Genomic DNA, 15,889 nt, shown 5'->3' on the forward strand with positions numbered 1-15,889 from the left:
TTCCTTTCTCAGAAGCTTGTGCCTCAGAAACCCTGGGCGAGCCGGTGGTAGGCCTGGTTCCACCGGATGCGGTCGGCGAAGTCGTGCGGGGTCGTGTCCTTGTCGATGACCAGGAGCTCGACGCCGAGCAGGTTCGCGAAGTCGCGCAGGGTCTCGGTGCCCACGGCCTGGGTGAGCACGGTGTGGTGCGGGCCGCCCGCGGTGATCCACGACTCCGCCGACGTCGCCAGCGACGGCGCCGGCTCCCAGACCGCCCGGGCGACCGGCAGGTTGGGCAGCGGCTCGTCCGGCGCGACGACGTCGATCTCGTTGGCCACCAGCCGGAACCGGTCGCCGAGGTCGACCAGGCCGAGCACGACACCGGGGCCGGGCGCGGCGTCGAACACCAGCCGGACCGGGTCCTCGCGGCCACCGATGCCCAGCGCGTGGATCTCGCAGGACGGCTTGGCGGAAGCGATGGTCGGGCAGACCTCCAGCATGTGGGCGCCGAGGATCTTCGGCTTGCCGGGCCCGAAGTGGTAGGTGTAGTCCTCCATGAACGACGTGCCGAGGGTCTTGCCCACACCCATCGCCTTGACCGCGGCCAGCAGCGCCGAAGTCTTCCAGTCGCCCTCCCCGCCGAAGCCGTAGCCGTCGGCCATCAGGCGCTGCACCGCGAGGCCGGGCAGCTGCCGCAGCCCGCCGAGGTCCTCGAAGTTCGTGGTGAACGCGCCGAACCCGCCGTCGGTGAGGAACTTCCGCATCCCGGCTTCGATCCGGGCCGCGTAGCGCAGCGACTCGTGCCGCGCTCCCCCGGCGGCCAGGTCCGGAACCACGTCGTAGTCCGCGGCGTAGGCGGCCACCAGCTCGTCCACGTTCGACACCGCGTCCACGAGCTCGACCAGGTCGTTCACGCCGTAGGTGTTGACCGAGACGCCGAACCGCAGTTCGGCCTCGACCTTGTCGCCTTCGGTGACGGCGACGTCGCGCATGTTGTCGCCGAACCGGGCCAGCCGCAGGTTACGCAGGTGGTCGGCGCCGATCGCGGCCCGCGCCCACGCGTCGATCCGCGCGACGACGGCCGGGTCGGACACGTGCCCGGCGACGGTCTTGCGCGGCACGCCGAGGCGGGTCTGGATGAACCCGAACTCCCGGTCGCCGTGCGCGGCCTGGTTGAGGTTCATGAAGTCCATGTCGATGGTGGACCACGGGAGCGCCTCGTTGAGCTGCGTGTGCAGGTGCAGCAGCGGCTTGCGCAGCGCGTCGAGCCCGGTGATCCACATCTTCGCGGGCGAGAAGGTGTGCATCCAGGCGATCACGCCGACGCAGGCGGCGTCGGCGTTGGCCTCCTGCAGCACGCGGCGGATCGAGGAGGCCTCGGTCAGCACCGGCTTGCCGACGATCTCGGCCGGGAGCGCGCCGGAGGAGGCGAGCAGCTGCTGGATGCGCAGCGACTGGCCGGCGACCTGCTCGAGGGTCTCCTCGCCGTAGAGGGCCTGGCTGCCGGTGAGGAACCAGAGCTGGGGTTTCGATGCCGAAGTCATCGTTCTCCTTGGGAAGATCAGTGCTGGCCGTAGACGTTCTGGTACCGGGCGTAGAGCCGGTCGACGTCCTCGGGCGGGAGGGGTTCGGGCGTGCCGAGCTCGAAGGCCTTGTGGACGGTGCGGGCCACCTCTTCGACGAGCACCGCGGCCTTGACCGCGGCGCGGGCGGTGCGGCCGACGGTGAACGGGCCGTGGTTGCGCATCAGCACCGCGCGCGAGCGGCTCGAGCGAAGCGTTTCGACGATGCCGCGGCCGATGGAGTCGTCGCCGATCAGGGCGAACGGCCCGACCGGGATCTCCCCGCCGAACTCGTCGGCGATCATCGTCAGCACGCACGGGATCGGCTCGCCGCGGGCCGCCCACGCCGTGGCGTAGGTCGAGTGGGTGTGCACGACGCCGCCGATCTCCGGCATGTGCCGGTAGACGTAGGCGTGCGCGGCGGTGTCCGACGAGGGCGCGAGCTCGCCTTCGACGAGCTCGCCGTGCAGGTCGGTGACGACCATGGTGTCGGCGGACAGGTCGTCGTAGGACACCCCCGAGGGCTTGATGACCAGCAGGTCCCGCCCCGGGACGCGCGCCGAGACGTTGCCCGCGGTCCAGACGACCAGCTCGTTGCGGGTCAGCTCGCCGTGCAGCTTCGCGACCGTCTCCCGGAGTTCGGTGACGGTGTCGAGCACTTCACCGGTCAGCGACATCAGGACTGTCCTTTCGCGACGGCCTTCGAAACGGCCCGGCGGCGGGCGGCCAGGCGGTGCATGACATCGTTGCCGCCCCGGCCGAAGTAGTCGTGCAGCTGCGTGTATTCGGCGTACAGCTCGTCGTAGGCGACGACGTGCGCGGGCACCGGCCGGTACACCGCGCGCTCGACCGAGCCCATCGCGGCGGCGGCCTCGCGGATGTCCGCGTGGGCGCCGGCGGCGACGGCCGCGTGGATGGCCGACCCGAGCGCGGGTCCCTGGGCCGAGCCGATGACCGACAGCGGGAGGTTGGTGACGTCGGCGTAGATCTGCATCAGCAGCGCGTTCTTCGTCAGCCCGCCCGCGATGATCAGCTCGGTGACCGGGACGCCGGCGGCGTTGAACGTCTCGATGATCTTCCGGGTGCCGAAGGCGGTGGCCTCCAGCAGGGCGCGGTAGGTGTCCTGGGGACGAGTGGCGAGGGTCTGCCCGACGACCACGCCGGAGAGCTCGTGGTCGACCAGCACCGACCGGTTGCCGCTGTGCCAGTCCAGCGCGATCAGGCCGTGTTCGCCGATCTCCTGCTGGGCGGCGAGGCGGGTCAGGTGCTCGTGCCCTTCGTAGGACGCCGGGACGCCGTGCTCGACGAACCAGCCGAAGATGTCGCCGACGCCGCTCTGGCCGGCCTCGTATCCCCAGAGCCCGGCCACGATGCCGCCTTCGACGACCCCGCACATGCCGGGGACCTCGCGCAGCTCGGCGCCGTTCATCACGTGGCAGGTCGAGGTGCCCATGATCGCCACCATCTGCCCGGGCTCGACGGCCTGGGCGGCGGGCGCGGTGACGTGCGCGTCGACGTTGCCGACGGCGACCGCGATGCCCTCGGGCAGCCCGGTCCAGGCCGCGGCTTCCGCGGTCAGCGACCCGGCGCGGGAGCCCAGCTGGCCCAGCGGGTGCTCCAGCTTGTCGGCCACGAAGGACTCGAAGCCGGGGGCGAGCTCGTGGAGGAAGTCGCGGCTGGGGTACTGGCCGTCCTGCAGGATGCCCTTGTAGCCGGCCGTGCAGGCGTTGCGGACGTAGGTGCCGGCGAGCTGCCAGACGATCCAGTCGGCCGCCTCCACCCAGTGCCGCATCGCGGCGTAGACCTCGGGCGCCTCTTCGAACAGCTCCAGGGCCTTGGCGAACTCCCACTCCGAGGAGATCAGCCCGCCGTAGCGCGGGAGCCACTTCTCGCCGCGGGCGCGGGCCAGGTCGTTGATCCGCACGGCCTGCGGCTGCGCCGAGTGGTGCTTCCAGAGCTTCACGTACGCGTGCGGGTTGCCTTCGAACTCGGGCAGTTCGCACAGCGGCGTCCCGTCCGCGGTCGTCGGCACCATCGTGCACGCGGTGAAGTCGGTGGCGATGCCGACGACGTCGGCCGCGTCGACGCCGGCGTCCCGCAGCGCCGCCGGGACGGCGTTGCGCAGCACCCCGACGTAGTCCGCCGGCACCTGCAGCGCCCATTCCGGCGGCAACGCGCGGCCCGTGGCGGGCAGCGTCTCGTCGAGCACCCCGTGCGGGTACTCGAAGACGCCGGAGCCGAGTTCGGCCCCGTCAGCCACGCGCACGACCACCGCGCGGCCCGACAGCGTGCCGAAGTCGACGCCGACGGTGAGTGGTTCTCCCACGGTGTCTTCCCTCCTGGTTGGTGACCGGGACGCGGCGCGGGCGGCGGTGAACGCGCCGCGTCCCGGGGTCTTAGCGGCCGGTGAGGACCAGCGTCGTCACGGAGTTGGCCGGCAACGTCAGCTTCGACGTCGCGGCCAGGCCGGTGATCTCCCTGGTCTGCGGCACGATGGCGGTCGGCGCGGCGAGGCTGTTGCGCCCCGCCGGGTCGCCGGTGAGCGTGGTGAGCGTGCCGGTGCCGTCGACGGCGGTGACGCCGGTGAGCGCCAGCCGTGCGGTCTGCACCTGCCCGGTCGGGTTCACGAGTTTGACCGTGAAGGTCTTCCTTCCGCTCTTCGTGGTCACGTTGACCACCTGCCGCAGGGGGCTGCCCTGGTTGAGGCGGCTGGTGACGATCTGCTTGCCGAGGGTGCTGGAGAACATCTGCTGCACCCAGTACGACGGCGAACCGTAGCTGCTCCCGGCGTCGAGCCCGATCAGGTTGACCGGCCAGTTGGCCTGGTTCTCGTGCACCAGCACCGGCGCGTACATCGAGCCGATGACGACGTCGCTGTTGCGTTCCAGCCCGGTGAGGAAGGCGGCCTCGCCGATGGCGGCGGCCAGGGTGCCGGTGGGCCGGCCGTCCTGGGCGCCGTACTCGCCGACGAGGATGTCCGGGCCGCTGCGGTCGGCGGTGTCGTAGCGGGTCGAGTTGTCGGTGAACCACTGCGGCGACTGGTAGTAGTGGTCGTCCGCGGCGTCCGGGCGCACCCCGGTCGACGTGCTCGACGCGGCCCCGCCCTGCAGGCCGCCGGTGGTGGCGATGACGGTCAGCTGCGGGTACTTCGCCTTGATGGCGTTGTTGAGGTCGGTGAAGCGCCAGGCGTAGCTGCCGGAGGTGTCGAACCAGTCCTCGTTGCCGACCTCGACGTAGTGCAGGTCGAACGGCGCCGCGTGCCCGTCGGCGATCCGCTTGGCGCCCCACGTCGTCGAGCTGTCGCCGATGGCGTACTCGATCTCGTCGAGGGCTTCCTGGACGTACTGCGGGTAGTCGGCCTGGCTGACGTGCTGGCCGTTGAGGGTGTAGCCGGCGAACAGCGCGAGCAGCGGCTGGGCGCCGATGTCCTCGGCGAGCTTGAGGTAGTCGAGGATGCCGAAGCCGTCGGTGGACCAGTAGCCCCACGCGGTGTTCTGGTGGCCGGGCCGCTGCTCGAGCGGGCCGATGGTGTTCTTCCACGCGAACCGGGTGTCGAGCGTGTTGCCCTCGAGGTAGTTGCCGCCGGGGACGCGGAACAGGCCGAGCTTCATCGCCGCGAGCTTCTGCCCGAGGTCGGCGCGGACGCCGTTCGGCCGGTTCTTGAAGGTCGGCGGGAACACCGACACCTGCTGGAACCAGGCGTCCCCGCCCAGCACCTTCTTGCCCTTGTTGACCAGGGACACGACGATCCGGTTGTCGGTGGACGCGGTGATCGTCGACGGCGTCGTGAAGCTGAAGGTCTGCTGCGCCCAGGCGGTGCCGACCGGCTGGAGGTCCTTGCTCGCCAGCACCGTGCCGTCCGGCTTCTCCAGGCTGACCCGGACACCGCCGGTCCACGTCCCCTTGGCGAAGAGGCTGCCGGTGTACTTCGTGGACGGCTTCGCGGCGACACCGTAGAAGCCGACGTTCGCGGCGGCCACCCGGCCCGCGGCCGGGACCGCGTCGGCGTGCAGCTTGAGCGAGCGGTCGAGCGCGGTGTTCAGCGGGTTCGCGGTGTCGGCCGAGTAGGCACCGGCCGCGCCCGCCGAGGTGACCAGCGACCAGTACGGCACCGGCGTGTCGCCCGCACCGCTGCCGGGCTGGTAGCCCTCCTTGAAGGTGCGGTTGCGGACGAGCTCGGCGTAGAGCCCGCCCTCGACCGAGTGGCTGATGTCTTCGAGGATCGAGCCGTAGGTGGTCGGGCGGGTGTTGGCGCGGACGACGTTGGCGTCGACGGCCAGCTGGTTCGCCCCGGCCAGGGTGCCGATCTGCGCCGCGGTGAGCGGGAAGCGGCGCAGTTCGACCTCGTCGACGGCGCCGGTGAAGCCGGAGCCGACGGTGAACGGCGCCGCCGCGGTGCCCGAAGCCGGGCAGGCGGAGACGTCGAGGGTCGTGCCGGTGGGCGTACCGCACGTGCTGGTGACCGCGGCCGCGTCGCCGTCGGCGTAGACGGTGAGCCGCTGGGCGGCGCGGTCGAGGACGAGGGCCGCGTGGTGCCAGTTCCCGTCGGCGAGCCCGCCGCCGTTCGTGGTCACCTGGATCGTGCCGACGCGGGCGGTGAGCTTGCCGCCGGTGACGCCGAGCGCGTAACCGTCGCCGTGGTCGACCAGGGTGCCCGCCGCGGTGGTGCGGAACCAGGCGGCCAGCGACAGCGAGCCGGTGCCGGTGTCGAACGCCGGCGAGGTACCCATGTCCACAGTGGACTTGCCGTCGAGCTGGACGGCCTTGCCGGCCGCCCCGGCGGTCCAGGTGGCGCCCTTGAGCGTGCCGTCGGCGGCGTTCGCCGAGGCGTCGCGGGCGACCGTGCCGGTGCCCTCGTCGAAGTGCCACGAGCCGCTCGCGGCCAGCGCGGCGACGGCGGACGCGGTCAGCGGCGTCGGGTACGCGCGCACGTCGTCGACACCGCCGGCGAACCAGTCGACCGGGTTCCCGGCCCACTTGCCGCGGCCGATCTCCAGGTGCCCGGACGCGGTCCACGGCGTCGTGAACGGGACGCTCTGCTGGAGGGTTCCGTTGACGTAGAGGGAAAGCGTGCCGGCCGCCCGGTTGTAGACACCCACGAGGTGCTGCCACTGGTCGGCCTGCGCGGGCAGCGTGGACACCGCCGAGGACGCGGCGGAGTCACCGTCGGCCGCGCGGCGGGCGAAGGCGAACCGGCCGTCCGCGGCGCGCTGGAGGTAGAAGCCGCTGATCGTCGAGCCGTCGACGCTCACGGCGGTCCGGAAGCCGGCGGCCGCGGTGGGCTTGACCCACGCCGACACCGAGAAGCTCTGCGCGGTGTCCACGACCGGGGCCGGGACGTCGACCGCGGCGTCGGTGCCGTTCAAGGCCACGCCGTGCGGGCCGACGACGCCGTCACCCCAGGCCGCGCCGCCGGTGAGGGTGGCGGTGCGCGCGTCGAGGGAGTCGTCCGCCGTGGTCGTGCCGGTGCCCTCGTCGAGGCCCCAGTGCCCGGCGATGGCCAGGCGGGCCGCGGCGGCCGCGGTCAGGGTGCCGGAGTAGGCGCGGACGTCGTCGATCGTGCCGTCGACGAAGTCCACCGGGTTGCCGCCGTACTTGCCGCGGCCGATGACCAGGTGCCCGGTGCCCGCCCAGGCCGTGGGCGCGGCGACGGTGGCCTGGCGAGTGCCGTCCACGTACAGCGACAGCGTCGACGCGCTCGCGTCGAACACGCCGGTCAGCTGGTACCACTGGCCCGCGACGGGGTCGAAGTTCCCCGAGGCGACGACGCCGTCGGCCGGGGCGTCCCCGGCCAGGCGGGTGAAGGCGAACCGGCGGGAGTCGTCGCGGAACTGCAGGAAGAAGTTGCTCACCTGCGAGCCGTCGACGCTGACGAACGTCTGGAAGCCGGACGTCTTGTCGAGCTTCACCCAGCTGCTCACCGAGAAGCTCTTGGTCGTGTCGAGCACCGGCGCCCCGGCGTCGGCGAAACCATTCGCGCCATCGGTCGTCAGGGCGCCGCCGCGGACGCCCGGGCCCCAGCCCGCTCCCCCGGTCAGCGTCGCCGGGTGGCTGCCCGCCGTGTCGGCCGCGGTCGTGCCGCTGCCGTCGTCGAACGCCCAGTGCCCGGCCAGTGCCGGGTCGGCGTCCGCCGAGGCGGCCGGAGCCACCGCCACCGGAACGCCGGCGCACAGCGCCAAGGCGGCGAGCACGGCCATGGGCCGCCGCAGTCTGCGGAGCATGACTCTCCCTTGAGTGTGAGCGCTCACATGGTCCACCCGGCCGGCGGACCGGCTGTCAGCGGGTCCGTCTGGTGACGAGGCGTTGCAGGACGATGAAGACGAACAGCAGGGCCCCGGTGATGATCGAGGTCCACCACGAGTTGAGGGTGCCGTCGAAGGTGATCAGCGTCTGGATGATGCCGAGCACCATGATCCCCAGCACGGTCCCGAGCACGTACCCGGAACCACCGGTGAGGATGGTGCCGCCGATGACGACCGCGGCGATCGCCGTCAGCTCCAGGCCGACACCGTTGAGCGGGTCGCCCGAAGACTTGTAGAGCACCAGCAGCAGCCCGCCGAGCGCCGAGCAGACCCCGCTGATCGTGTACACCGCGATCTTGGTGCGGCCGGTCTTGAGCCCCATCAGCATCGCGGACTGCGCGTTGCCGCCGATCGAGTAGACCGTCCGCCCGAACCGGGTGAAGGCCAGGACGTAGGCCGCGGCGGCGACGACCAGCAGGGAGACCACCACGCTGATCGAGATGTGCAGCTCGCCGCCGAGCGGGATCTGCGTCTGGGCCAGGGTGGCGATCGTCGCGTTGTCGATCGAGTAGGCCTCGGTGGTGATCGTGTAGCAGAGGCCACGGGCGAAGAACATCCCGATCAGCGTCGCGATGAACGGCTGGATCTCGAAGAAGTGGATCAGCGCGCCCATCCCGGCGCCCAGCACCGCGCCGACCACCAGCACCACGGCGATCGCCGCGTACGCCGACCAGCCGTGCTTCTGCATCAGGTCGCCGGAGATCACCGTGGACAGCGCGACCACCGACCCGACGGACAGGTCGATGCCGCCGGTGAGGATCACGAACGTCATGCCGACGGCGACCACGAGCAGGAAGGCATTGTTGATGAACAGGTCGAGGATGACCTGGCCGGAGCCGAACGCCTCGTAGCTCGACGCGCCGAAGATGTACGCCCCGATGAGCAGCGCCATCGTCGCGAGGATCGGCAGGTGCCGCTGCTGCGGCCGGTAGCCCTTGACGCGGGCGAGCGTGGTCATGCCGTGACCTCCACCTTCTCGGGAGCGGGCGTGGCGGCCGGCTGCCCCGGCCGGTGTGTCCGGCGGCGCCGGAGCTTCCGGCGGAAGGCCGGCGACTGCAGGAGGCACACCGCCAGCACGACCAGGGCCTTGAACAGCATGATCGCCTCGGGCGGGATGCCGAGGGCGTAGACGGTGGTGGTGAGCGTCTGGATGAGCAGCGCGCCGATCACCGAGCCGCCGAGGGAGAACCGGCCGCCGGTCAGCTGGGTCCCGCCGACGACGACGGCGAGGATCGCGTCGAGCTCGATGAACAGGCCGGCGTGGTTGCCGTCGGCGCTGTGCACGTTCGCGCTGATCATCAGCCCGGCGATGCCCGCGCACAGCGCGCAGAAGACGTAGACGAGCCAGGTCAGCCGCGCCGAGCGGAGACCGGCCAGGCGGCTGGCTTCGGGGTTGCCGCCGACGGCCTCGACCAGCAGGCCGAGCGCCGACCGGCGGACGAGCACCGACGCCAGCAGGAACACCGCCAGCGCGATGAGGATGGCGCCGGGCAGCGTGAACAGGAACCCGCTGCCGATCCACTCGAAGGAGTGGGAGTTGACGGTGATGATCTGCCCGTCGGTGATCAGCTGCGCGATGCCCCGGCCGGCGACCATGAGGATCAGCGTGGCGATGATCGGCTGGATGCCCAGTGCCGCGACGAGCCAGCCGTTCCACACCCCGAGCACCAGGGACAGGCCCAGCGCCAGGCCGAACGCGATCAGCGTGGTGCCGACGCCGTCCGGGTTGCCGCTGACCCAGAGGCAGGCGAGCGCGCCGCTGATCGCCACGACCGAGCCGACCGAGAGGTCGATGCCGCGGGTGGCGATCACCAGCGTCATGCCGATCGCGATGAGGATCAGCGGGGCGCCGTTCTTGAGGATGTCGACGAGGTTGCCGTAGAGGTGCCCGTCGCGCAGCTCGATCTTGAAGAACGACGGGCTCGCGATCAGGTCGCCCACCAGCAGCACCAGCAGGGCCACCACGGGCCAGAAGAGCCGGTGTTTCGTCAAGGTTTTCACGCCTGCACCCCCTCGGCCATCGTGGCCATGATGTCGTCCGCGGTGAGCGCCTGGTTGTCCCGGACCGCCACGACCTTCCGGTCGCGCAGCACGACGACCCGGTGGCTCAGCCGCAGGACCTCTTCCAGTTCGGCGGAGATGTACACGACGGCCATCCCCTCGCCCGAGAGCTGGGTGACCAGTCTCTGGATCTCCGTTTTGGCGCCGATGTCGATGCCGCGTGTGGGCTCGTCGAGGATCAGCAGCCGCGGCTCGGTGATGAGCCAGCGGGCCAGCAGCACCTTCTGCTGGTTGCCGCCGGAGAGGTTGCCCACCAGCGCTTCGGGGTTGGTGGGCCGGATGTCGAGCGCCTTGATGTACTTCTCGGCGATTTCGTCCTGGCGGCGGCGGGACAGCGGCCGCGCCCAGCCGCGGGAGGCCTGCAGTGCGAGCACGATGTTCTCGCGCACGGTGAGCTCTTCGACGAGCCCTTCGGCCTTGCGGTTCTCCGAGAGGAAGGCGATCTTGTGGTCCAGCCCGGCGCGCGGGGTGCGCAGCGAGGTGGAGGTGCCGTCGACCGTCACCGATCCGCTGTCGGAGTGGTCGGCGCCGAAGAGCAGCCGGGCCAGTTCGGTGCGGCCGGAGCCCAGGAGGCCGGCCAGGCCGACGACCTCGCCGGCGTGGATGGCGAGGCTGAACGGCGCGACACCGCCCTTGCGGCCGAGGTCTTCGGCGGCCAGCAGCACCGGCGCGCCGGCGACCTCGGCCCGGCTGGGGCCGGAGTCCTCCAGGTCCTCGAGGACCTGGAGCTCCTTGCCGATCATCTTGGTGACCAGCTCGACCGGCGTGATGTCCGCGGTGGGGAACTCGCCGATCAGCTTTCCGTTGCGCAGCACGGTCATCCGGTCGGCGATGGCGAAGACCTGGTCGATGAAGTGGGACACGAACAGGATCGCCATGCCGCTTTCGCGCAGGGACCGGACGACCTTCAGCAGCTGCTCGACCTCGCCGGCGTCCAAACTGGACGTCGGCTCGTCGAGGACGAGCACCCGCGCGTCGACGTCGAGCGCGCGGGCGATCGCGACCAGCTGCTGCACCGCGATGGAACAGGTGGACAACTCGGCCGAGACGTCCACGTGGACGTCGAGCCGGGCCAGGAGTTCCTCGGCCCGCCGCCGCATCGGGCCCCACTGGATGCGGCCGAAGCGGCGGGGTTCCCGGCCGAGGCAGACGTTCTCCGCCACGGACAGGTTCGGGCAGAGGTTGACTTCCTGGTAGACCGTGCTGATGCCGGCCTGCTGGGCCTCGCCGGGCCCGCTGAAGGCGACGGCGTCGCCGTTGAGTTCGATCGAGCCCGCGTCCACCCCGTACACCCCGGTCAGCACCTTGATGAGGGTGGACTTGCCGGCGCCGTTCTCGCCCATCAGGGCGTGGACTTCGCCGGGGTACATCCGGAAGTCGACCCCGTCGAGGGCGAGGACGCCGGGGAACTCCTTGCGGATACCGCTCATCCGCACCATGGGTTGCGGTTCAGGCATTTGGTCTGCTCCGGGGTGGACGCGGGGGTCGTGAGCGGTGAGGCGGGTCAGCACCCGCCTCACCACTCACGACCCGCAAGCGGTTGTCAGTACTGGCGCTGCGGCAGCGCGGTCTTGGCCGCCGCCTGGTCGAACTCGGTTTCCTTGGTCTCGATGCGGGCGGGCACCTGCTCGCCGGCGGCGACCTTCTTCACCAGGTCCATCAGCTGCGGGCCGAGCAGCGGGTTGCATTCGACGATGTGGTTGATCTTGCCGTCGGCCAGCGCCTGCATGCCGTCCTTGACGGCGTCCACGGAGACGATCTTGATGTCCTTGCCCGGGACCTTGCCCGCGGCTTCGATGGCCTCGATGGCGCCGAGGGCCATGTCGTCGTTGTGGGCGTAGAGGACGTCGATCTTGGGCTGGGACTTCAGGAAGGCCTCCATGACCTCCTTGCCCTTGGCGCGGGTGAACTCACCGGTCTGCGAGGCGACGATCTTGTACTTCGGGTCCGCCGCGATGACGTCCCCGAAGCCCTTCTTGCGGTCGTTCGCCGGCGCCGAGCCGGTGGTGCCCTGCAGCTCGACGATGTTCACGTCGCCGGTGGCGCTGCCGTACTCCTTGGTCAGCCACTCCCCCGCCTTCTTGCCCTCGGCGACGAAGTCGGAGCCGAGGAAGGTCTTGTAGAGGGACTTGTCCGGCGAGTCGATCGCCCGGTCGGTGAGGATGACCGGGATGTTGGCCGTCTTGGCCTCCTTGAGGACGGTGTCCCAGCCGGACTCGACGACCGGCGAGAAGGCGATGACCTTGACCTTCTGCTGGATGTACGAGCGGATCGCGGAGATCTGGTTCTCCTGCTTCTGCTGCGCGTCGGAGAACTTGAGTTCGATCCCGGCGGTCTTCGCCGATTCCTGGATCGACTTCGTGTTCGCCGTCCGCCAGCCGCTCTCGGCGCCCACCTGGGCGAACCCGAGCGTGGTCGCCCCGCCCGAGTTGCCGGACGAACCGCCACTCCCGCAGGCGGTGAGCAGCACGAGTCCGGCCGCCGCGGCCGCCGCGGCGGCCCATCGCTTATTCAGCACGTTCACTCCTCGATCGACGATGATCAGTGGGAAAACCTTTGTGGGGACTATTCGGGGGTGAAAACTGGTGTTGCGTGTTAGCGCTAACAATCCCTCGGGAACCACCGGTCCCCGCCGGCCGCCGCGCTAGCGCGGTCCGGTGCTCTCGCGCACGATCAACTCGGGGACGACCAGGGCGCGCGCGTGCCGGTCGCCTCCGTCCATCCGCCCGGCCAGCAGGCCGAACGTACGCCGTCCGACTTCGATGAAGTCCTGGCGCACCGTCGTCAGCGGCGGCGTGAAGTACGCCGCCTCGGGGACATCGTCGAAGCCCGCCACGCGCACGTCCCGCGGCACCGAGATGCCCGCTTCGGCGAACGCGCGCAGCAGGCCCAGTGCCATCTGGTCGTTGCCGGCGAAGACGGCGTCCAGATCCTTTTCCTTGGCGAGGGATCGCCCCGCCTCGTAGCCGGACCGCGAGCTCCAGTCGCCGCGGATCACCTGCGGGGCCCCGACGCCGTGGCGTTCCAGGGTTTCCCGCCAGCCGAGCTCGCGGTCGCGGGCCTCCAGCCAGTCCTCCGGCCCGGCGATGTGCCACACCGTGCGATGACCCAGCGCCAGGAGGTGTTCGGTGGCGCGGCGGGCGCCGTCGCGCTGGTCGACCGAGATGACCGGCACCGGTGCCGTCTCCCCGCCGCCGACCGCGACGACCGGGAAGTCCGCGGGTGCCGCTTCCAGTGCCCGGCCCGCACTGACGTGCGGGGCGATCACGATGACGCCCTCGACCGCCTGGCGGCGCAGGTTCTCCACCGCGTCGGCGATCGACGACCGGCCAGGACGGCTGACACTGGAGATCGTGATCGCGTACCCGGCTTCCCGGGCGGCGTTCTCGATGCCGTACAGCGTGCTGGCCGGACCGTACAAATTGGATTCGAGCGCGACCACGCCGAGCGTGCCGGTCCGCCCGGTGACCAGCGCGCGGGCGGCGGAATTGGGCCGGTAGCCCAGTTCCTCGATCGCCGCGAGCACCCGGGCCCGGGTTTCGGGGCGCACCGGACCGGTTCCGTTGATCACCCGGGACACGGTCATGTGGGACACGCCCGCCACCCCCGCGACGTCGGTCAGGCTCGGCTGGCGCGTCCCGGCGTTGGTCGCCTTCACGGGGCCGCCGGAGCGGGGTCGTTCGGCCACCGGCGTCCCCTTCCGTCCGCTCCGACATGGTCTGCGTCACTGTTCCGGTGACGACGAGGAGTTAGTGTTAGCGATAACACCCACGGGGTCAAGACCGGGCCGCGTAACGGTCTAGTCACATGCCCTTCACATGGCCCCGACGACGAATTCGACGGCGCGACCTGCGCGGAGCGTCGTTTGAAATTCACCGCCCGTCAGCACCGCCCGGTGTTCAAGCCCATGTTCGCCGGTCTCGCCGACCGTTTACCACACGCCTCCAGCGGGCGATTCGAGGGCTCCGGGCCGCGAGTCAGAAGACCACGGTGGCGGCGACGGGCAGGTGATCGCTGCCGGTGGCGGGCAACGTCCAAGCCGCCACCGGCCGCACGCCGTCGACGAAGATCTGGTCGATCCGGGCCAGGGGCAGCCCCGCCGGCCAGCTGAAGCCGAAACCGTCCCCGGCCTCGTCCTGCGCCGAGTGCATCCGCCCGGTGATCGGCGCGAGCGCGCGGTCGTCGGCGGTGCCGTTGAAATCGCCGACGAGCACGGTCCGCGGCGCGGATTCCGCGGCGACGGCGTCGGCGAGCAGGCCCATCGCGGCGTCGCGGCCGTTCGCGGTGAACCCCGCGTCGAGGCGCACGCGCACCGAAGGCAGGTGGGCCACGAAGACCGCCACCGGCCCCTTCGGAGTGTCCACAGTGGTCTGCAACGCGCGGGTCCATGGCATGATCGCCACCGGCCGCGTGGCACGCAGCGGGAAGGTGCTCCACACCCCGACGGTGCCCTGGACGGAGTGGTACGGGTAGCCCGCGGCGAGGGCGTCCTCGTACTTCGGCACCTCGGACTTCTTCAGCTCCTCGAGCGCGATCACCTGGGCACCGGCGGCGGCGAGGGCGCGCGCGGTCCCCACCGGGTCCGGGTTCTCGTCGTTCACGTTGTGCGAGACGATCGTGAGGTCCCCGCCCCGCTCGCGCTTGTCGAAGAGCCTGCCGCCGAAGAAGCCGCCCCAGACCAGCGCCGGCAGCAGGAGGGCCACGAGGGCGAGTGCCGAGCGCCGGAGGAGCGCCGCGGCCAGCAGCGGCACGACGAACAGGCCGGTCCAGGGCAGGAACGTCTCCAGCAGGCTGCCGGCGTTGCCCGCCCAGTTGGGCACCAGCGGGTGCGCGAGCAGCAGCAGCGCCGTCAGGACGGCGAAGGCGGCGATGACGCGGCCGCGGCGCCACGCCCCGGCCCGGCGCGCGGGGACGGCCGGCAGCCGGATCGGCTCGGTCGTCGCGGTCATCGGGCGGCCGCCGGCAGCTCCCGCTGGATCGCGGCGATGAGCTTCTCGCTGTTCTCGAGCGCGGCCCGCAGCCCGGCCGCCGGGCTCCCGCCGGGGTTCTGGTGGAGGACGACGCCGAGGATCAGGGCACCGTCGCGGGCCCGCGCGGCCCACATCAGCGCCCCGCCGGCGGCGGTCGACGAGCCGGTCTTGAGCCCGATGACGCCGTCCCGGCCGAGAAGGGTGTTCGTGTTGACGACCGCGCCCGGCACGCCGTCGATCCGCAGGCTCGGGGTGCCGGCGATGGCCCGGATAACGGGGTTCTTCATCGCTTCGCGGGCCAGCCGGAGCTGGTCGGTGGCGGTGCTCGTGGTCGAGTCTTCGACACCGCTGGCGCCGGTGTAGCTGGTGCTCGTCATGCCGAGGGCGGCGGCCTCGCGGTTCATCTTCGCGACGAAGGCGTCCTGGCTGCCGGCGTCCCACCGGGCGAGCAGGCGGGCGACGTTGTTGCCGGAGGGCACGAGCATCAGGGCGAGCAGGTCGCGTTCGCTGAAGAGGCGCCCCGCCCGGACCGGCGCACTCGATTCCTCGGCCGAGGTGGACTCGGCTTCCGCCTGCTCGTCGACGGTGATCTCGGGGCCGGCCTCGTCCGGGCCGAGGGGGTGGTCCTTGAGCACGACGTAGGCGGTCATGACCTTGGTGACGCTGGCGATCGGCACGGGCCCCCGCTCACCGCGGCTGCCGAGCGAGCCGAGGTTCTGCACTTCGGCACTCGACTGCCCCTCGGCGGGCCACGGCAGCGAAAGGTCGACATCGGGCCGGGCGGCAAGAGCGCGCCCGGCGGTCTCGGGCGGGAAGACAACCCAGAGGGCGGCGGCCAGCCCCACGGCCACAGCGGCGGCCACTCCCGCGGCGACGGGTGGGATGCGGGGACGGGCCATCGGTTTCCTCCGGGTGCCGGGTGCGCTCGGTGATGCGCACTCCGGTCACTTTGGCCGGGGAAGATCGCCGGCCGGTCGGGATCGTTCGACAGGTGTGAACCAGAAGTGTCCCGATC

The 15,889-nt window shown here is 71.2% G+C and carries 11 protein-coding genes; all 11 read right to left on the reverse strand.

Annotated features, from left to right (window positions below):
* Window positions 1–23: 23 nt before the first annotated feature.
* The gene (gene araA / locus AB0F52_RS46920; RefSeq protein WP_360185557.1) at window positions 24–1,523 is read right to left on the reverse strand and encodes an L-arabinose isomerase; all 1,500 of its coding nucleotides are present in this window, start codon (window positions 1,521–1,523) and stop codon (window positions 24–26) included.
* A 17-nt stretch (window positions 1,524–1,540) separates the two neighbouring features.
* Entirely contained in the window at window positions 1,541–2,218 is a 678-nt protein-coding gene (locus AB0F52_RS46925; protein WP_360185560.1) for an L-ribulose-5-phosphate 4-epimerase, read from the reverse strand.
* Window positions 2,218–3,867: a ribulokinase gene (gene araB / locus AB0F52_RS46930; protein WP_360185562.1), complete on the reverse strand. Its 1,650-nt coding sequence runs from the start codon at window positions 3,865–3,867 to the stop codon at window positions 2,218–2,220. The genes AB0F52_RS46925 and araB overlap by 1 nt, the downstream gene beginning before the upstream one ends.
* A 70-nt stretch (window positions 3,868–3,937) precedes the next feature.
* Entirely contained in the window at window positions 3,938–7,762 is a 3,825-nt protein-coding gene (locus tag AB0F52_RS46935; protein WP_360185565.1) for a LamG-like jellyroll fold domain-containing protein, read from the reverse strand.
* A 55-nt stretch (window positions 7,763–7,817) separates the two neighbouring features.
* Window positions 7,818–8,801, reverse strand: a complete 984-nt coding sequence (gene yjfF / locus AB0F52_RS46940; RefSeq protein WP_360185568.1) for a galactofuranose ABC transporter, permease protein YjfF — start codon at window positions 8,799–8,801, stop codon at window positions 7,818–7,820.
* Window positions 8,798–9,844 (reverse strand): ABC transporter permease, encoded by a 1,047-nt coding sequence (locus AB0F52_RS46945; protein ID WP_360185571.1) that lies wholly within the window; start codon window positions 9,842–9,844, stop codon window positions 8,798–8,800. The genes yjfF and AB0F52_RS46945 overlap by 4 nt, the downstream gene beginning before the upstream one ends.
* The gene (locus AB0F52_RS46950; RefSeq protein WP_360185686.1) at window positions 9,841–11,343 is read right to left on the reverse strand and encodes a sugar ABC transporter ATP-binding protein; all 1,503 of its coding nucleotides are present in this window, start codon (window positions 11,341–11,343) and stop codon (window positions 9,841–9,843) included. The genes AB0F52_RS46945 and AB0F52_RS46950 overlap by 4 nt, the downstream gene beginning before the upstream one ends.
* A 104-nt stretch (window positions 11,344–11,447) precedes the next feature.
* Window positions 11,448–12,428, reverse strand: a complete 981-nt coding sequence (locus tag AB0F52_RS46955) for an ABC transporter substrate-binding protein (RefSeq protein WP_360185574.1) — start codon at window positions 12,426–12,428, stop codon at window positions 11,448–11,450.
* Between the two features lie 120 nt (window positions 12,429–12,548).
* The gene (locus tag AB0F52_RS46960; protein ID WP_285991459.1) at window positions 12,549–13,592 is read right to left on the reverse strand and encodes a LacI family DNA-binding transcriptional regulator; all 1,044 of its coding nucleotides are present in this window, start codon (window positions 13,590–13,592) and stop codon (window positions 12,549–12,551) included.
* A 289-nt stretch (window positions 13,593–13,881) separates the two neighbouring features.
* Window positions 13,882–14,853, reverse strand: a complete 972-nt coding sequence (locus AB0F52_RS46965) for an endonuclease/exonuclease/phosphatase family protein (RefSeq protein ID WP_360185578.1) — start codon at window positions 14,851–14,853, stop codon at window positions 13,882–13,884.
* Window positions 14,850–15,773, reverse strand: coding sequence for a serine hydrolase (locus tag AB0F52_RS46970; protein WP_360185581.1), 924 nt, complete (start codon window positions 15,771–15,773; stop codon window positions 14,850–14,852). Before AB0F52_RS46970 ends, AB0F52_RS46965 begins: the two co-directional genes overlap by 4 nt.
* Window positions 15,774–15,889 lie beyond the last annotated feature (116 nt).

The sequence above is a fragment of the Amycolatopsis sp. NPDC024027 genome, from assembly GCF_040638975.1.
Lineage (GTDB): Bacteria > Actinomycetota > Actinomycetes > Mycobacteriales > Pseudonocardiaceae > Amycolatopsis.